The sequence below is a fragment of the Blastochloris sulfoviridis genome (genome assembly GCF_008630065.1).
Taxonomy (GTDB): Bacteria; Pseudomonadota; Alphaproteobacteria; order Rhizobiales; family Xanthobacteraceae; genus Blastochloris; species Blastochloris sulfoviridis.
Genome location: NZ_VWPL01000013.1, coordinates 55,211 through 70,480, shown reverse-complemented (window position 1 = coordinate 70,480; position 15,270 = coordinate 55,211). Strand labels below are relative to the sequence as shown.

The window sequence follows — 15,270 nt, the reverse complement described above, 5'->3', positions numbered from 1 at the left end:
GTCTTCGAATTTCTAGAGGTACGTAAGGTTGGGACACATGCTCGAAATCCGCAATCTCCACGCCGAGGTCGAGGACCGCAAGATCCTCAACGGCCTTAATCTCACCGTCTCGGCCGGCGAGGTCGCCGCCATCATGGGCCCGAACGGCTCGGGCAAATCGACGCTGTCCTATGTGCTGTCGGGCAAGCCCGGCTACACCATCACCGACGGCGAGGTGCTGCTCAACGGCGAGAGCATTCTCGACATGCCGCCGGACGAGCGCGCCGCCAAGGGCGTGTTCCTGGCCTTCCAGTATCCGATGGAGGTGCCGGGCGTCGCCACCATGACGTTCCTCAAGACGGCGATGAACGCCCAGCGCAAGCATCGCGGCGAGCCCGAATTGACCACGCCGGACTTCATGAAGCTGGTGAAGGCGGAGGCCGACGCGCTGTTCATCAAGCAGGAGATGCTGCGCCGGCCGGTCAATGTCGGCTTCTCCGGCGGCGAGAAGAAGCGCAACGAGATCCTGCAGATGGCGCTGCTTCAGCCGAAGCTCGCCATCCTGGACGAGACCGACTCCGGCCTCGACATCGACGCGCTGCGCATCGTGTCGGACGGCGTCAACCGGCTGCGCCGGGCCGACCGCGCCTTCATCGTCATCACCCATTATCAGCGCCTGCTCAATCACATCGTGCCGGACAGCGTGCACGTGATGTCGAAGGGCCGCATCGTGCGCTCCGGCGGCAAGGAGCTGGCGCTGGAGCTCGAAGCCAACGGCTATCGCGACTACCAGGATGCAGCGTGATGAGCGAGACCGACAATCTGGTGCTCCAGCATCTTCGCGCGATCCGCGAGCAGCTCGACACGCTGAACCAGCGGCAGATCGAGACCGTGCAGCGGATTGGCGCGCTTGAGGTGCAGGTCGCCAATCTGTCGGTCCGCATCGATCGCATCGACGCGCGGCTGGATCGTGTCGAGAAGCGTCTCGGCCTGATCGAGGCCTGAACGAACAGGAAGACCACGTCGCATGACGGACATGACCCCCATCAAGACGCCGGCCGAGCAGGCCTTGTCCCGCGCCTTCGGGCTGGCGGCGCCGACGCTGCCGGGCGATGCCGGCGTGAAGAGCCTGCGTGAGGCGGCGTTCGGCGCGTTCGAGACGGCGGGCCTGCCGCACCGCCGCGTCGAGGACTGGAAGTACACCGACCTGCGCGTGCTGATGCGCGAGGCGAAGCCGCTTGCCGCGCCGCCGACCGCCGACGATATTGCTGCGGCGAAGGATGCCGGCGCGGCGTTCGCCACAGCCGGCGCCCGCCGGCTGGTGCTGGTCAATGGCAGCTTCGTCGCTGAACTGTCCGAGCTTGCCGGGCTGGAGGAGGGACTCACGATCCTGCCGCTGGCGCGCGTGCTCGGCGAAGGCCACCCCTTGAGCTCCCGGCTTGGCAGCCTTGCGCCGCAGGGCAATGCCGCGGTCGATCTCAACACCGCCTTCATGGCCGACGGCGTCGTCGTGCATGTGGCCGCGGGGGTGAAGATCGAGCGGCCGCTGCTCATCGTCAGCCGTCATGTCGGCGCCGCCACCGCCGATGTCACGCGCAGCCTCGTCGTGGTCGAGGATGACGCCGCGCTGACGCTGATCGAGAGCTTCGAGGGGCCGGACGGCGTCGATTACCAGACCAACAGCGCGCTGGAACTGTCGATCGGCCGGAATGCGTCGGTCGAGCTGATCCGCCACCAGGCCGAAGGCGAGAGCGCGCTGCATCTGCATACGCTGATGGCAGAGGCCGGCGCGCATGCGACGCTGAAGGGCTGCACGCTGACCACCGGTGCGGCGGTGTCGCGCCAGCAGGCGGCGCTGGCGCTGAACGGCGACCACATCGTCGCGGCCTTGCGCGGCACGACGCTGCTGCGCGGCCGCCAGCATGGCGACACCACGCTCCTGGTCGAGCACAAGGGGACGCATTGCGAAAGCCGCGAACTGTTCCGCACCGTGCTCGACGGCACCGCGCACGGCGTGTTCCAGGGCAAGATCATCGTCGCGGCCGACGCCCAGAAGACCGATGGCCGCATGGCCTCCAACGCGCTGGTGCTGTCGGACGGCGCGGAGATGGACAACAAGCCCGAGCTCGAAATCTACGCCGACGACGTGCAGTGCGGCCATGGCGCGACCGTGGGCGCGCTCGATGAGGAGCTGTTGTTCTATCTCGAGGCGCGCGGTATCCCGGAAGCCGAGGCTGCGGCGCTGCTGATCCAGTCCTTCGTCGGCGAGATCATCGATCAGGTCGAGAACGAGGCGGTGCGCGACGCGCTGATGGCTGGCGTGATGCGCTGGCTGGCGCAGCGCGCCGGCACACCGCAGGCGCGCGGCTGAGGCGCAACCGATTTGAGGCGATGGGGATGAAGATGGATGCGACGGCGATCGGCCGTTCCGAAGTTTCGCGCTACGACGTCGCGAAGGTGAGGGCGGATTTCCCCATCCTGGCGCGCGAGGTCTACGGCAAGCCGCTGGTCTATCTCGACAATGCCGCCTCGGCCCAGAAGCCGCGGCAGGTGCTGGACCGCATGCGGCTGGCCTACGAGACCGAATACGCCAATGTCCACCGCGGCATGCACTTCCTCGCCAATGCCGCGACCGAGGCTTACGAGGGCGCGCGCGAGACGGTGCGCGCCTTCCTCAATGCCCGCTCGACCGACGAGATCATCTTCGTGCGCAACGCCACCGAGGCGATCAATTTGGTGGCCGCCTCGTTCGGCGGCATGGTGCTGGGCGAGGGCGACGAGGTGGTGCTGTCGATCATGGAGCACCATTCCAACATCGTGCCCTGGCACTTCCACCGCGAGCGGCGCGGCGCGGTGCTGAAATGGGCACCGGTCGACGATGACGGCAACTTCCTCATCGATGAATTCGAGAAGCTGCTGACGCCGAAGACCAGGATCGTCGCCATCACCCACATGTCGAACGCGCTCGGCACCATCGTGCCGGTCAAGGAGGTGGTGCGCATCGCCCATGCCCGCGGCATTCCGGTGCTGGTCGACGGCAGCCAGGGCGCGGTGCACCTGCCGGTCGACGTGCAGGACATCGACGCCGATTTCTACGTCATCACCGGCCACAAGCTGTACGGGCCCTCCGGCATCGGCGCGCTCTACGCCAAGCGCGAGCATCTGGAGCGGATGCCGCCCTTTCTTGGCGGCGGCGAGATGATCCGCACCGTGACCGAGGACGCCGTCACCTATGGCGATCCGCCCTACAAGTTCGAGGCCGGCACGCCCTCCATCGTGCCGGCGATCGGGCTCGGCGCGGCGCTCGACTACATCAAGACGGTCGGGCCCGAGGCGATCCGCGCCCATGAGAGCGATCTCGTCGCCTATGCGACCGAGCGGCTGTCGCGCATCAATTCGCTGCGCATCTTCGGCACCGCGCGCGACAAGGGCGCGATCGTCTCCTTCGAGTTGAAGAACGCGCACGCTCACGATGTCGCGACGGTGATCGATCGTTCGGGTATCGCGGTACGTGCAGGAACGCACTGCACGATGCCGCTGCTCGCGCGCTTCGGAGTAACGGCCACGTGCCGTGCTTCATTTGCACTGTACAACACGCGCGAAGAGGTCGATAAACTGACAGATGCTCTCACAAGAGCCGAGGCTCTGTTTGCATGAACGAGAATAATTCTAATCAGGACGTTGCCGCCCTAGCGGCCGATGTGGGCGCAGGCGGTGCGATCCCGCCGCACGAGATCGCGCGCCTGACCGACGACATCGTGCAGGCGCTGAAAAGCGTCTATGATCCCGAGATCCCGGCGGACATCTATGAACTCGGCCTGATCTACAAGGTCGACATCGCCGACGACCGCATGGTGCATGTCGAGATGACGCTCACCACGCCCAACTGCCCTTCTGCCGCCGAGCTTCCCGTGATGGTCGAGACTGCGGTGGCGATGGTGCCTGGGGTTGCGGGGGCGAAGGTCGAGGTGGTGTGGGATCCGCCGTGGGATCAGAGCCGGATGTCCGAAGAGGCGCGGGTCGCGCTCAATCTTTGGTGATCAGGGTTTCGTCGCCGGTTTGCCCAACATCGACCAAGGATCGGATCCATCCTCATCGACGGTTGGCCAAGCGGCTGGCCGGGTGCCTGCGCATGGAGGAGAGCACATGAATGTCCGCCCGCGTTTGCCGGTTCTGCGTCTCACCGATCGTGCCGTGGCGCAGGTGAGGAACATCGTGGAGGCCGCCGAGACGCCGGTGATCGGCCTGCGCGTCGGCGTCAAGCAGGGCGGCTGCGCTGGCATGTCCTACACGGTCGACTACGCCACCGAGGTTCGGCCGGGCGACGAGATGGTGGAACAGGAAGGCGTCAGTGTGCTGGTTGACCCCAGCGCCATCATGTTCCTGCTCGGCGCCGAGATGGACTACAAGACCGACAAGCTGTCGGCGCAGTTCGTGTTCAACAATCCCAACGAGACCGCGTCGTGCGGCTGCGGTGAATCGGTGTCGCTGAAGCCGGCCGAGGAGCGCCCCGTCGCTTGATACGATTTTCTGCGAGATCTTTCAGGATCTCGAATGAATCGTCCGGAAACCACCTGAAATCTCCGCCGTCCTGCCGCCCTGGGCAGGCGGTCCTCAGGCCACCTTGGCCGGGGAGGGCTGCGGCTCGGAATCGGCCAAGACGCGATTGCGGCCGGCGCGCTTGGCCGCATAGAGGTGGTTGTCGGCCCGCTCGATCAGCGAGGCGGCCGTGTCGCCGGGCCGCATCGTCGCCACGCCGATGGAGATGGTGATGCGGCCAAGGCTTTCGCCGGTCGAGCGCTTCATCAACTCCTTGCCCATCACAGCCTTGCGGATGTGTTCGGCGACGGTGACAGCGTGCTGCGTGGTGGTGCGCGGCAGCAGCACCATGAACTCCTCGCCGCCATAGCGCGCCGCGACGTCCTGGCCCTTGACGTTCTGCTTCACGGCCATGGCCACCAGCCGCAGTACCTGGTCGCCGGTCAGGTGGCCGAAGGTGTCGTTGAACTTCTTGAAATTGTCGATGTCGGTGATGAGCACCGACAAGGGCTCGCCGGTGGCAAAGCCGTCCGCCATCAGGCGGGTGATCGCCATGTCGAGATATTTTCGGTTGGCGAGCGTCGTCAGCGGATCGGTGAGGGATTCGGTGCGGGCTGCTTCGAGGTTCTGCTTGAGCAGCGAGATCTCGCGGTTGGAATCATTGAGGCGATCCTGCAGGACGCGGTTGCGCACCTCCATCTCGCGCGTCGATTCCACTAGGCTTTCGACGATGACGTGCAGGCTTTCGGAATCGGCACCGGCCCGCACGAGGGCATTGGTGGCGTCGGCCAGCGATTCCGAATATTGGGTGACGTCGCCGGCGGCGATCTGCACCATGGCCAGAACCTGGCCGATCTTGTTCATCACCCGCACCCCGACCTGGTCGATGGTCTCGGTGAACCGGTGCGGTGAAAGAAGTTCCTCGTAGATCCGGCTAAGCTCTTGCTCGCAGAAACTACCCTTGGCCAGAACCTCGTTTACGGCAGCATTAAGCTGCAGGTTCTGTCCCGTTGCATATGTGTACCAGACTTCATAGTTGCGCGGATAGGCAGGCTGGCGCAACGCCTTCATCTGCCCCATCGCGATGTCTGCGAATGCGAGCGACCGTTCGAAATCGTCGTGCGGGTCGTCCATGAATTCCCTCCGGGGCCCCGGCCCCCGTACGCGAAATCCAAATTGATAAATCATGAGGCGGCAATGCTGAGTTTAGCCGCACGCTTCTGAAGATGCGGTAAACGCGCCAAACAACGACTTCGCGCCGGGGGCGGAAATCGCATCTATGGGTATAAAAGTAACGCCTATTCGGCCTTGATGCGGGTCGGGCGAAGCAGAAACGCCGGCAGGAATAGATTTTCGTCGGCGTCGTCGGCCGCATGGAGCCGGCGCTGGCGCCCGGCGCTGTTTGCCGGCTTTGCTTCGGGAGCGGGCCTGCTCTCCGGGCGCTTGCTCTCCGGGCGTTTGCGCTCCGGCCGCGCGTTTTCTTGCCGCGCGCTTTCCGGACGGGGGCCTTCCTGACGCGCGCTTTCCGGCCGCGAGCCCTCCTGGCGCGCGCTTTCCGGCCGCGAGCCCTCCTGGCGCGAGCTTTCTTGACGCGCGCCTTCCGGACGCGAACCTTCTTGGCGTGCGCCTTCTTGGCGGCTGCGCGGCGCCGAAGCGCTGCTGCGACTGCGGCGGCTGCCGCCACGGCTGCGCTCGCCACGCTCGCTGCGTTCGCCACGTTCGCTGCGCTCGCCACGTGCGGGACGCTCGGCCGCGGCCGTGACCGGCGTGCTGATCCAGGTGATCGCCACGCCGGTGAGCTTCTCGATCGCGGCCAGCGAGCGGGTGTCGGCGGGGCTGACCAGCGTCACCGCCGTGCCCGAGCGGCCGGCGCGGCCGGTGCGGCCGATGCGGTGGATGTAGTCCTCGGCGTGGTGGGGCACGTCATAATTGAAGACGTGGCTGACTTCGGGAATGTCGAGGCCGCGGGCCGCCACGTCGGAGGCGACCAGGATGGTGGTTTCGCCCGCCCGGAACGAGTCCAGCGAGGCGATGCGCGCCCGCTGGTCCATGTCGCCGTGCAGCGCGGTGGCGTTGAAGCCGTGCTTGACCAGCGAGCGCCACAGCACCGCAACTTCCCGCTTGCGGTTGCAGAACACGATGGCGTTCTTCAACCCCTCGACCTCGCGCATCAGGCCGCGCAGCACGTCGCGCTTCTCGTGTGCCTCCGAGCCGGTGGCGACGAGCTGCTGGGTGACGGTGGCCGCCGCGGTGGCTTGCTTGGCCACCTCGATCCGCGCCGGCTGGTGCAGGAAGGTGTCGGCAAGGCGCTGGATTTCCGACGGCATGGTCGCCGAGAAGAACAGCGTCTGGCGCGTCATCGGGATCAGCCGGCAGATGCGCTCGATATCGGGGATGAACCCCATGTCGAGCATGCGGTCGGCCTCGTCGATGACCAGGATCTCGATGCCGGAGAGCAGGAGCTTGCCGCGCTCGAAATGGTCGAGCAGGCGGCCGGGGGTGGCGATCAGCACGTCGACGCCGCGCGACAGCTTCGCGTCCTGGTCGTCGAACGACACGCCGCCGATCAGCAGCGCCATGTTGATCTTGTGGTGCTGGCCGTACTTGCTGAACTCTTCTTCCACCTGCGCGGCAAGCTCGCGCGTCGGCTCCAGAATCAGCGTGCGCGGCATGCGGGCCTTGGCGCGGCCCTTTTCCAGCATGGTCAGCATCGGCAGCGTGAAGGCCGCGGTCTTGCCGGTGCCGGTCTGGGCGATGCCGAGCACGTCCTTGCGCGCCAGCACGTTGGGAATGGCCTGTTCCTGGATCGGGGTCGGCGTGGTGTAGCCCGCCGCCTGCACGGCAGCGAGAACCTTGTCGCTCAGGCCAAGGGTATCAAAGGACATTGATGCGGTCTCGGATCAGGCCCCTGAGAACGCGCCGTCGGGACCGAAAGCACATAGGCAGTAGGCGCAGGCGCAGGAAAGCGCCGCACCCTGCCGATAGAACCGGCACCATACGGTGTGGCGTCGCAGTGTCAATGAGGTGCGTCCAGTCAAGGGACGAACGGCGCGGCGCCATCCAAGACGATCATCCGACGGCGGTCAGTCGAAGGACGGCGCGCGACGCGGTCATGGCCGGTGGGGGTGGAGTCTTCGCCGCACCACCACCACCAGGGTGTAGAGGCCGAGCGCGGCGGCGAGCGCCACCGGGAAGCCCCACGGGCTCCAGGCGTCCATCGCCGCGCCGAGCCCGGGCGGGCCGAAGGTGAAGCCCACCGAATAGAGCATGATGAACGCCGCATTGGCGGAAGCGAGGTCGGCGCCGCGGTAGCGCGAGCCGAGATGGGCGAGCCCGACCGTGTAGAGCGAGGCGACGATGCCGCCCCAGACGAACACCAGGGCCATGAAGGGCGATCCCGACGGCACCACCGTCATGGCCAGTGCGCCGACCGCGCCCGCCGCTCCGCATCCGGCGAGCACGAGCCGGCGGTCGGCGCGGTCCGACAGCCAGCCGAGCGGAATCTGAAAGGCGACATTGCCCAGCATGGCGACCGAGAGCAGCAGCGCCGCCTCGGTCTCGTTCATGCCGATCCGGAGCCCGAGCAGCGGCAGGAAGCTCATCGAGCCGGTTTCGACCGCGCCGAACACCAGTGCCGCCAGCGTCGCGGTCGGCGCAATCAGCAGGAAGCGGCCGACGCTGTGCTGGGAGGTGGCGGAGATGGTCGGCACCAGCGGCCCGGCGGCGATGACCGGGATCATCGCCAGAGTCATGATCAGGGCGCCGATCGCGAAGGGCAGCACGCCGGTGGTGCCGATCGTCGCCAGCAGGATGGGGCCGCCGGCAAAGCCGACCGCCAGCATCGTGGCGTAGATGCCCATCACCAGGCCGCGCCGGCGTTCGGGCGCCGCCGAATTGATCCAGAATTCGGAAACCACGAACACCACGCACAGCGCGCCGCCGGCGATGAAGCGCAGCGGAAACCACAGCCAGAACGGTTCGGCGAACTTGAACGCCAGGAGCGAGAGCGCGCCCGCCACGCCCGCGCCGACCAGGAGCTTCACCACCCCGAAATGGCGCAGCAGATACGGCACCAGCGGCGCCATCAGAATATTGGCGACGCCCGCCGTCGCGGTGTTGAGGCCGATCCAGGTCGAGGAGATGCCGCGCCGCTCCAGCTCGAAGGTCAGGAGCGGGATCGACAGGCTGAGGCCGAATCCGACCACCGTGACCGCCGCGATCGCCGCGGCGATCGACAGGATGCGGGCATGGTCCGGCTCGCCCGCCGACCAGCGGGGAACGAAATCGGCAAGCGAGAAACCTGAAAGCGACATGGGTGCAGTTCTTAGCCGGCATATCTGACGGCCCGAAGACACGCCGGGAGCCAAAGCCGGGAGCTCCAAGGGCTGGGCAATTTGGTCATGCGCGCCGGCCCTGTCCAGCGATGAAACACGTTACCCTTACGACGTGCAGCCGCACCCTTAAGGCGTGCCGCCGCGTCCGGCCGGCGGGGTGGGCGACATTGCTTCCCAAATAACCGCAACACAGAAAGGGTCATCCGTCCGCGATAAAATTGTCAGAATCACAGTTTAAACGGGCGCCGCGCGCAGGGTGTCAGCTCGGGGAGAACGATTTTTCCGCGGTGCGATATGATGAATCCGGAACAGTTACCCGTCGGCTGGGAGAGTCTCCGCGGGTTCAGCGGCAGGCGATTTGACGCACCGGCATTAAGCTTTGCTTAATTATTTGAAATGTGTTCTAGGGGGCATGACTCGCGGTCGATTTGAAGGAGTGATGTCGGCCGGCGGCAATAGCCTGCCTCCGCCGCGACGCGAAATCCGGCTGATCGAGCCGGCGTTTCGCGTGCTGCTCGCCGAAATCCGTTTTCGAACAAGGATTTCCGGCGAGGCTGTTTCCGGGATCGCGATGTGATCCTCCGGAAACCGAATGACGCGTCCTGAGCCTTCGCTTCGCTAGATGCCGATCCTTGTTCAGTCGCCGCCTTGCGCGGCAGGGGAGATCTCGATGAGCGGCTCGACCGGTGCTTACATCATTGAAATCGATGACGAAGCCGTGGGCATTGTGGTGCCCGACGACGACCGGGCGTTCCGCTTCTTTGCCGCCATCAAGGCCTATATCGGCCTTGAGGAGCGCCGCTTCGCCACGCCCCGCGCGGCGCAGAAGGCGGCGCACGCGCTCACCCGCGGCCGGCGTGCCGCCGCTGCCCGCTGAGGCAGCTTCGGCCGATCAGGCCAAAAATCCCGATTCCGTTTTCCGCACGGCCGATCCTGATTACAACGCCGGCATGACCGACGCCGCGACCGTGCTCGACCTCGAAGGGCTGAAATGCCCGCTGCCCGTGCTCAGGACGCGCAAGGCGCTGGGCCGCATCGCGCCGGGGGACCGGCTCGTGGTGCGCTGCACCGATCCGATGTCGGTGATCGACATCCCGCATCTGTGCCAGGAAAGCGGCGACACGCTCGAAGCCCGCGAGGAGGCCGGCGGGGTGCACATCTTCACCATCCGCCGCCGGGGATAGGGCTTCTGCGTCCGGTCTGTCAGCGGCGGATCACCAACTCCACCGAGCGCGGCACCGTGTTGATCACCACCGTGCCGCAGATGAAGTCGTGCAGCAGCCGGCGGCGGCCGTTGAACAGCCCCACCAGCAGCACCGCCGGCGTCAGAACCGACACCACGATGAAGAACACCAGAAGACGGACACAGGCGAGCAGCGGATAGACCGGCGCGCCGTACCAGGTGCGCATCTCCAGCCCGTGCATGCGCATGCCGACGGTGGCCGAATAGGGCCCGCCGAGTGTGGACGCCGTGTAGAGCAGCGCCCAGCCCAGCGCCGCCGGGCCGATCAGCCAGAACAGCATCCAGCCGAGGCCGAGCGTCAGCACGCCGAGGATGGCGAACGCCACCCACAGCACGATCATCGGCGCCAGGACGATGCAGACATCGACCAGGAAGGCGACCATACGGCGCGCCAGCACGCCCTCGAACAGCTCCGGCTCGGCATCGGGATCGAACTTGTGCGGCCGCTTCAGCGGCATCGCCGGCGGCGCGCCGAGCGGCCGGGCACGGTCGGCCACGCCGCGCCCGGCGTAGGGGCGGGGCGGGCGGGGACCTTCGAGCCGGGGAACGGCCGGGCGGTCGGGCAGCGTCATCTCAGTCTCCGCGGGCGCGCAGGTCGGGGCCGCATGGTGCGGTCCAGTCAGCATGGAATCGTAGGTAAGCAATTAGCCGAACTTGCGGCGGTTGCCCATGGTTTCGCCCGGGAACGGCCGCCGGACACAATTTTCTCGGCGCCCGCCCGGTTCCGGTCTATGACCGGTCGGATCGACCCCTGCCCGAAGCAATGCCGAGGAGGAAACCCATGACGGCGATGCCGGCATCCGCGTCGCGCTGGCGGCGGCTGCAGAGCGACACCGACGCGGTGCACCGCGCGCTCGACGCCCGCATCATGGCCGGCGATCCGTTCCGCGACCGCGACCGCTATGGCCGGTTCGTGCTCATGCAGCTTCAGTTCTTTCGCGACATCGACGCGCTCTATGCCGAGCCGGACCTGCGCGCCGTGTTCCCCGACCTCGCCGAGCGCCGCCGCCTGCCGCTGGCCGAGCAGGACGTGCGCGATCTCGGCCTCGATTTGCCGCCGGGCGAGCCGCCGCTGTTCGGCGCCGCCATCGACCTGCCGGCGGCGATGGGCTGGCTCTATGTCGCCGAGGGCGCCGATCTCGGCTCGCCCTTCCTGCTCAAGGAGACCGCCAAGCTCGGCTTCGACGAGAGCTTCGGCGCCCGCCACATGCGCGGCCACCCGCAGGGGCGCGGCCTGCATTGGCACCGCTTTACCGATGCGCTCGACGCCGCCGGGCTGACGGCCGAGGAGGAGTTGCGCGTCACCGGCGGCGCCCACGCCGCGTTCGCCCGGGTGAATGCGCTGTTCGAGGCCGCGGGCCTGGCCGATTGAGTTTGGCCGCCGGCGCAGCAGCGCCCGTCGTCGAGAGCCAATTCGAGACCACCTGTCGTCGTCCCGGGCAAGCGGCTTTAGCCGCGCGACCCGGGGCCGTTTTCCGGAAGGGGTGTCTTTTCTTGAGGACGATCCCAGGTCTCGCTGACGTTCGCCCGGGATGACGGGGCCTGATCTGCCGGAATGCGGTTTAATCCTCGCGCAGCGACCGGTTCATGTGGTCGAACAGCGGCTTCAGCAGAACCTGGGCGACGGTGCGCTCGGAGGTGGTGGCGAACACCTCGGCCGGCATGCCGGGCATGAGTTTCAGGTCGCTCGCACCATGCAGCCCGACCTCGGGCACGCGGATGCCGGCCGTGTAGAATGACAGGCCGGTCTTCTCGTCGCGCGAGAGGTCGGCCGAGATGCGGAAGATGGTTCCCTTGAATTCCGGCGTGGTGCGCTGGCTGAACGCCGAGAACCGGACCCGCGTCTCCTGGCCGATATAGAGCTGGTCGATGTCGGAGGGGCTGATGCGCGCCTCGATCATCAGCGCGTCGGTTTCCGGCACGATCTGCATCACCGTCTCGCCGGGGCTGATCACCCCGCCCACCGTGTGCACCACGAGCTGGTGGACGAAGCCGGCGCCGGGCGCGCGCACGTCGACCCGCCGCAACTGGTCCTCCGCCGCCGTGCGCCGTTCGGCAAGCTCGGAGATGCGGGTCTCGACCTCGCGGACTTCCTTGGCCACCTCGGTGGCGCGATCCTTGTCGAGCTGGATGATCTGCAGCTCGGTCTCGCTGATGCGGCCGCGGCTCTGGGCGATGCGGGCGATGAACTCGCCGATCGAGCCCTCGATGCGGATGATCTCGCGCTCAAGCTGGCTCACCCGCGTGCGCGGCACCAGGTTCTTGGCATAGAGATCCTGGACGTCCTGCATCTCGCTGTGAGCCACCCGCAACTGCGCTTCCAGCGAGCGCTGCTGGGCCTCCACGCCCTTGATCTCCTCGCGAAGCTGCTGCGTGCGCTCGGTGAGCTGCTCGCGAAGGCCGGCTTGCGTGCGGGCGCGCGAGGTGAACAGCAGCCGCTCGCCGTCCACCAGGGTTTGGATCTCGGGCTCAAGACGAGCCCGATGCGCGATGTCGGGCGGAATGCTCATGTCCTGGGTGCCGTCGCGCTCGGCGGTCAGGCGCGCCAGCCGTGTGCGCAGCGCGGTCAACTCGTTGACGATGATCGCCAGATTGGCCTTGGTCGCGGTCTCGTCCAGGCGGAGCACGAGCTGACCGGCCTCGACATGGTCGCCTTCCTGCACGAACAGCGCACCGACCACGCCGCCGGTCGGGTGCTGGACGCGCTTGAGGTTGGTCTCGACCACCACCGTGCCGCTGGCCACCACCGCGCCCGACAGCTCGGCCATCAGGCTCCAGGCCGCGGCGGTGCCGCCGAAGCCGAGGGCCAGGATGAGGCCGACCATGACGTGGCGCCGGATCGAGGCGGCCGCGCGCCCGGCCAGCGAAGCCGGGGAGGGAGCGGAAGGCGGGGAGGGCGGCGTGATCCGCGAGGGCTTGCTCACACGATGCCTCCCGTTGCCACCTGGCCGGAGGGCACCGGCCGCGGCCCCGGCTTGCCGGCGAGCGAGGCGACGTTGCGCACCGTCTTGGCCAGCACCTCGTCCTTCGGGCCGAACGCGGCGATCTCGCCGGCGCGGATCACCGCCAGCAGATCGACCGCGGCGATGGCGCTCGGCCGGTGGGCGATGACCAGGGCGACGCCGCCGCGCTCGCGCACCGAGCGGATGGCATGGGCCACCGAGGCTTCGCCCTCGGCGTCGAGATTGGCGTTCGGCTCGTCGAGCACCACCAGGAACGGATTGCCATAGAGCGCCCGCGCCAGCCCCAGGCGCTGGCGCTGCCCGGCCGACAGGTGCGCGCCGCCATGGCCGACCCTGGTATTGTAGCCGTCGGCCATGGCCAGGATGTATTCGTGCAGCCCGGCCTGCTGCGCCGCGGCGATGACCGCCTCCGACGGGGCGTTGGTGGTCATGCGCGCGATATTGTCGGCCACCGTGCCGTCGAAGAGCTGCACGTCCTGCGGCAGATAGCCGATGTGCGGGCCGAGCGCCTCGGGATCCCACTGGTCGAGCGCGGCGCCGTCCAGCATCACCTTGCCCTTCAGCGGCGGCCACAACCCGACCAGCGCACGGCCGAGCGTCGACTTGCCGGAGGCGGACGGGCCGATGACGCCGAGCCCGTCGCCCGCCCGCAGCGCGAAGTTCGCGCCCTTCAGGATCGGCTCGCGCTCGCCGGGGGCGGCGACGTAAAGGTTCTCGATCCGCAGGGCGGCCTTCGGTGGCGGCAGCTTCAGGCGCTCCGGCGGCGCCGGGAAGGCCTCGAACAGCCGAACGAGCCGCTGGTAGCCCTGGCGGGCGGCGACGAAGCCGCGCCAGCTCGCGATCGCCAGATCGACGGGGGCCAGGGCCCGCGCGCCGAGGATTGAGGCGGCAATGATGGCACCCGACGAGATCTCGCCGTGGATGGCCAGATAGGCGGCCAGGCCCAGCATCGCCGACTGCAGCACGTAGCGCAGCGTGCGCGACAGCGCCGACAGGCCGCTGCTGACGTCGGTGGCGCGCCGCTGCGCGGCGAGGAACGTCTCCTGCGTCGCGCTCCAGCGCTGGCTGAGCTCGGTGGTCATGCCCATGGAGGTCACCACCTCGGTGCCGCGCTGGGCGGTGTCGGCGAGGTGGCTGCGGGCGGCGAGCGCCGACAGCGCCTCGCGGGTCGGCTGGCGCGACCACAGGTCGGCCAGCGCCGTCAGGCTGATCAGCACCACCGAGCCGCCCACCGTCATCCAGCCGAGATAGGGGTGCAGCGCGAAGACCACCGCCAGATAGACCGGAATCCAGGGCAGGTCGAACAGGGCGGCCGGGCCGTTGCCGGACAGGAAGCTGCGAATCGCCTCCATGTCGCGGGTGGCCTGCATGGGGTCGACGGTGCCGCGGCTGGCCCGCAGCGGGATGCGCACGATGGTCGGGAACAGCCGGGCGCCGGCCTCGGCGTCCACGCGCTCGGCGATGCGCACGAACAGGCGGCCGCGGATCACTTCGAGCGCGCCCTGGAACAGATAGAGCCCGATGGCGATGACGCTCAGCGCCACCAGGGTCGGCACGCTGTGGCTGGTCAGGACGCGGTCATAGACCTGCATCATGAACAGCGAACTGGTGAGCATCAGGATATTGATGAGACCGCTGAACACGGCCAGCGCCACGAATGCGGCTCGGCAGGCCCGCAGGGTGCGCGCGATCGGCGTCACCTCCGCCGGTTTCGAATGTTGTCGGGACGTCGACACGGCCTGATCCTAGTGGAGGTCGTCTGCAGCCAAAGCGCTAGTATGAACGTTCTGCAACAATGCGTAGCCGTCAAGAGAGGCGGCGTCGAGGCGGTTGGGGCGCTCTGCGCAGACGTGGAAACTGGTCTTGCGAAAGAGAATGCGACACCTCAAAGACTTGAGACTCGTCCGCTCCGATGCAGCCGGATCGGACAGCGCTCTCGCATTACGCCGGCGAGGGCAGCCCGGCGGGACGACGTCAGCATCGTTCCGCAGGATGCGTGGGGTGGACCGTGGGCCCCGCGGGGCTGCACACCCAACCACACCGTGGGCCGGAGTCGAAGGCCCGATCCACGCCAGGGTGATTAGGGCACGCAGATGTCAGATCATTGACAGGCGCCCATCGACGCGAGATCCGGCCGACCGAGCCGGAGCCTCGCAGTCCGTTCGCCGGAAATCCCGTTTCCGAACAGGGAATTCCGGCAGATGCGTTTCCG

Annotated in this window: 16 protein-coding genes; 10 read left to right on the top strand and 6 right to left on the bottom strand. The window is 67.5% G+C overall.

The annotated features are described in order from the left end of the window. The first annotated feature begins 37 nt into the window (after positions 1-37). The 6 genes from sufC (at position 38) to F1193_RS09280 (ending at position 4,500) form a co-directional block, all read left to right on the top strand. Entirely contained in the window at positions 38-784 is a 747-nt protein-coding gene (gene sufC / locus F1193_RS09305; RefSeq protein WP_150097402.1) for a Fe-S cluster assembly ATPase SufC, read from the top strand. Further along, positions 784-984: a hypothetical protein gene (locus F1193_RS09300; protein ID WP_150097401.1), complete on the top strand. Its 201-nt coding sequence runs from the start codon at positions 784-786 to the stop codon at positions 982-984. The genes sufC and F1193_RS09300 overlap by 1 nt, the downstream gene beginning before the upstream one ends. 22 nt (positions 985-1,006) lie before the next feature. Beyond that, on the top strand, positions 1,007-2,350 hold the full coding sequence (sufD, locus tag F1193_RS09295) for a Fe-S cluster assembly protein SufD (protein WP_150097400.1): 1,344 nt from the start codon (positions 1,007-1,009) through the stop codon (positions 2,348-2,350). Positions 2,351-2,382: 32 nt separating this feature from the next. Further along, positions 2,383-3,636, top strand: coding sequence for a cysteine desulfurase (locus F1193_RS09290; RefSeq protein WP_150097437.1), 1,254 nt, complete (start codon positions 2,383-2,385; stop codon positions 3,634-3,636). Then, positions 3,633-4,019 carry an SUF system Fe-S cluster assembly protein gene (locus F1193_RS09285; protein WP_150097399.1) on the top strand — a complete coding sequence of 129 codons (387 nt, stop codon included), beginning with the start codon at positions 3,633-3,635 and terminating at the stop codon, positions 4,017-4,019. Before F1193_RS09290 ends, F1193_RS09285 begins: the two co-directional genes overlap by 4 nt. A 106-nt stretch (positions 4,020-4,125) precedes the next feature. After that, on the top strand, positions 4,126-4,500 hold the full coding sequence (locus F1193_RS09280) for a HesB/IscA family protein (RefSeq protein ID WP_150097398.1): 375 nt from the start codon (positions 4,126-4,128) through the stop codon (positions 4,498-4,500). 93 nt (positions 4,501-4,593) lie between these two features. Here the strand turns inward: F1193_RS09280 and F1193_RS09275 are convergent, their stop codons facing one another. The 3 genes from F1193_RS09275 to F1193_RS09265 all read right to left on the bottom strand — a co-directional run bounded on the left by F1193_RS09275 (position 4,594) and on the right by F1193_RS09265 (position 8,831). Further along, entirely contained in the window at positions 4,594-5,652 is a 1,059-nt protein-coding gene (locus tag F1193_RS09275) for a GGDEF domain-containing protein (RefSeq protein WP_150097397.1), read from the bottom strand. A 164-nt stretch (positions 5,653-5,816) separates the two neighbouring features. Further along, positions 5,817-7,403, bottom strand: coding sequence for a DEAD/DEAH box helicase (locus F1193_RS09270; protein WP_150097396.1), 1,587 nt, complete (start codon positions 7,401-7,403; stop codon positions 5,817-5,819). Positions 7,404-7,628: 225 nt separating this feature from the next. After that, positions 7,629-8,831, bottom strand: a complete 1,203-nt coding sequence (locus tag F1193_RS09265) for an MFS transporter (protein WP_150097395.1) — start codon at positions 8,829-8,831, stop codon at positions 7,629-7,631. A gap of 460 nt (positions 8,832-9,291) precedes the next feature. On the opposite strand from F1193_RS09265, the gene F1193_RS17080 reads away from it, so the two are divergent. From F1193_RS17080 to F1193_RS09255, 3 genes are all read left to right on the top strand, one after another. Continuing rightward, positions 9,292-9,429: a hypothetical protein gene (locus tag F1193_RS17080; RefSeq protein WP_170263486.1), complete on the top strand. Its 138-nt coding sequence runs from the start codon at positions 9,292-9,294 to the stop codon at positions 9,427-9,429. A gap of 93 nt (positions 9,430-9,522) precedes the next feature. Continuing rightward, complete coding sequence (locus F1193_RS09260) at positions 9,523-9,729, top strand: hypothetical protein (protein ID WP_150097394.1); 207 nt, start codon at positions 9,523-9,525, stop codon at positions 9,727-9,729. Next, positions 9,710-10,036 carry a sulfurtransferase TusA family protein gene (locus F1193_RS09255; RefSeq protein ID WP_425457227.1) on the top strand — a complete coding sequence of 109 codons (327 nt, stop codon included), beginning with the start codon at positions 9,710-9,712 and terminating at the stop codon, positions 10,034-10,036. Before F1193_RS09260 ends, F1193_RS09255 begins: the two co-directional genes overlap by 20 nt. A 19-nt stretch (positions 10,037-10,055) precedes the next feature. Here F1193_RS09255 and F1193_RS09250 read toward each other — a convergent pair whose 3' ends face one another. Continuing rightward, positions 10,056-10,553 (bottom strand): RDD family protein, encoded by a 498-nt coding sequence (locus F1193_RS09250; protein ID WP_150097435.1) that lies wholly within the window; start codon positions 10,551-10,553, stop codon positions 10,056-10,058. A 323-nt stretch (positions 10,554-10,876) separates the two neighbouring features. Here F1193_RS09250 and F1193_RS09245 point away from each other — a divergent pair, with 323 nt between their 5' ends. Beyond that, complete coding sequence (locus F1193_RS09245) at positions 10,877-11,467, top strand: biliverdin-producing heme oxygenase (RefSeq protein WP_150097393.1); 591 nt, start codon at positions 10,877-10,879, stop codon at positions 11,465-11,467. Positions 11,468-11,657: 190 nt separating this feature from the next. Here F1193_RS09245 and F1193_RS09240 read toward each other — a convergent pair whose 3' ends face one another. Then, the gene (locus F1193_RS09240; protein ID WP_246164246.1) at positions 11,658-13,019 is read right to left on the bottom strand and encodes an HlyD family type I secretion periplasmic adaptor subunit; all 1,362 of its coding nucleotides are present in this window, start codon (positions 13,017-13,019) and stop codon (positions 11,658-11,660) included. Continuing rightward, positions 13,016-14,794, bottom strand: a complete 1,779-nt coding sequence (locus F1193_RS09235; protein WP_210247338.1) for a type I secretion system permease/ATPase — start codon at positions 14,792-14,794, stop codon at positions 13,016-13,018. Before F1193_RS09235 ends, F1193_RS09240 begins: the two co-directional genes overlap by 4 nt. Positions 14,795-15,270 lie beyond the last annotated feature (476 nt).

Bases quoted from the DNA above. Each gene is read 5' to 3' on its own strand.
- sufC (WP_150097402.1), top strand. From the start codon at position 38: ATGCTCGAAATCCGCAATCTCCACGCCGAGGTCGAGGACCGCAAGATC.
- F1193_RS09300 (WP_150097401.1), top strand. From the start codon at position 784: ATGAGCGAGACCGACAATCTGGTGCTCCAGCATCTTCGCGCGATCCGC.
- sufD (WP_150097400.1), top strand. From the start codon at position 1,007: ATGACGGACATGACCCCCATCAAGACGCCGGCCGAGCAGGCCTTGTCC.
- F1193_RS09290 (WP_150097437.1), top strand. From the start codon at position 2,383: ATGGATGCGACGGCGATCGGCCGTTCCGAAGTTTCGCGCTACGACGTC.
- F1193_RS09285 (WP_150097399.1), top strand. From the start codon at position 3,633: ATGAACGAGAATAATTCTAATCAGGACGTTGCCGCCCTAGCGGCCGAT.
- F1193_RS09280 (WP_150097398.1), top strand. From the start codon at position 4,126: ATGAATGTCCGCCCGCGTTTGCCGGTTCTGCGTCTCACCGATCGTGCC.
- F1193_RS09275 (WP_150097397.1), bottom strand. From the start codon at position 5,652: ATGGACGACCCGCACGACGATTTCGAACGGTCGCTCGCATTCGCAGAC.
- F1193_RS09270 (WP_150097396.1), bottom strand. From the start codon at position 7,403: ATGTCCTTTGATACCCTTGGCCTGAGCGACAAGGTTCTCGCTGCCGTG.
- F1193_RS09265 (WP_150097395.1), bottom strand. From the start codon at position 8,831: ATGTCGCTTTCAGGTTTCTCGCTTGCCGATTTCGTTCCCCGCTGGTCG.
- F1193_RS17080 (WP_170263486.1), top strand. From the start codon at position 9,292: ATGTCGGCCGGCGGCAATAGCCTGCCTCCGCCGCGACGCGAAATCCGG.
- F1193_RS09260 (WP_150097394.1), top strand. From the start codon at position 9,523: ATGAGCGGCTCGACCGGTGCTTACATCATTGAAATCGATGACGAAGCC.
- F1193_RS09250 (WP_150097435.1), bottom strand. From the start codon at position 10,553: ATGCCGCTGAAGCGGCCGCACAAGTTCGATCCCGATGCCGAGCCGGAG.
- F1193_RS09245 (WP_150097393.1), top strand. From the start codon at position 10,877: ATGACGGCGATGCCGGCATCCGCGTCGCGCTGGCGGCGGCTGCAGAGC.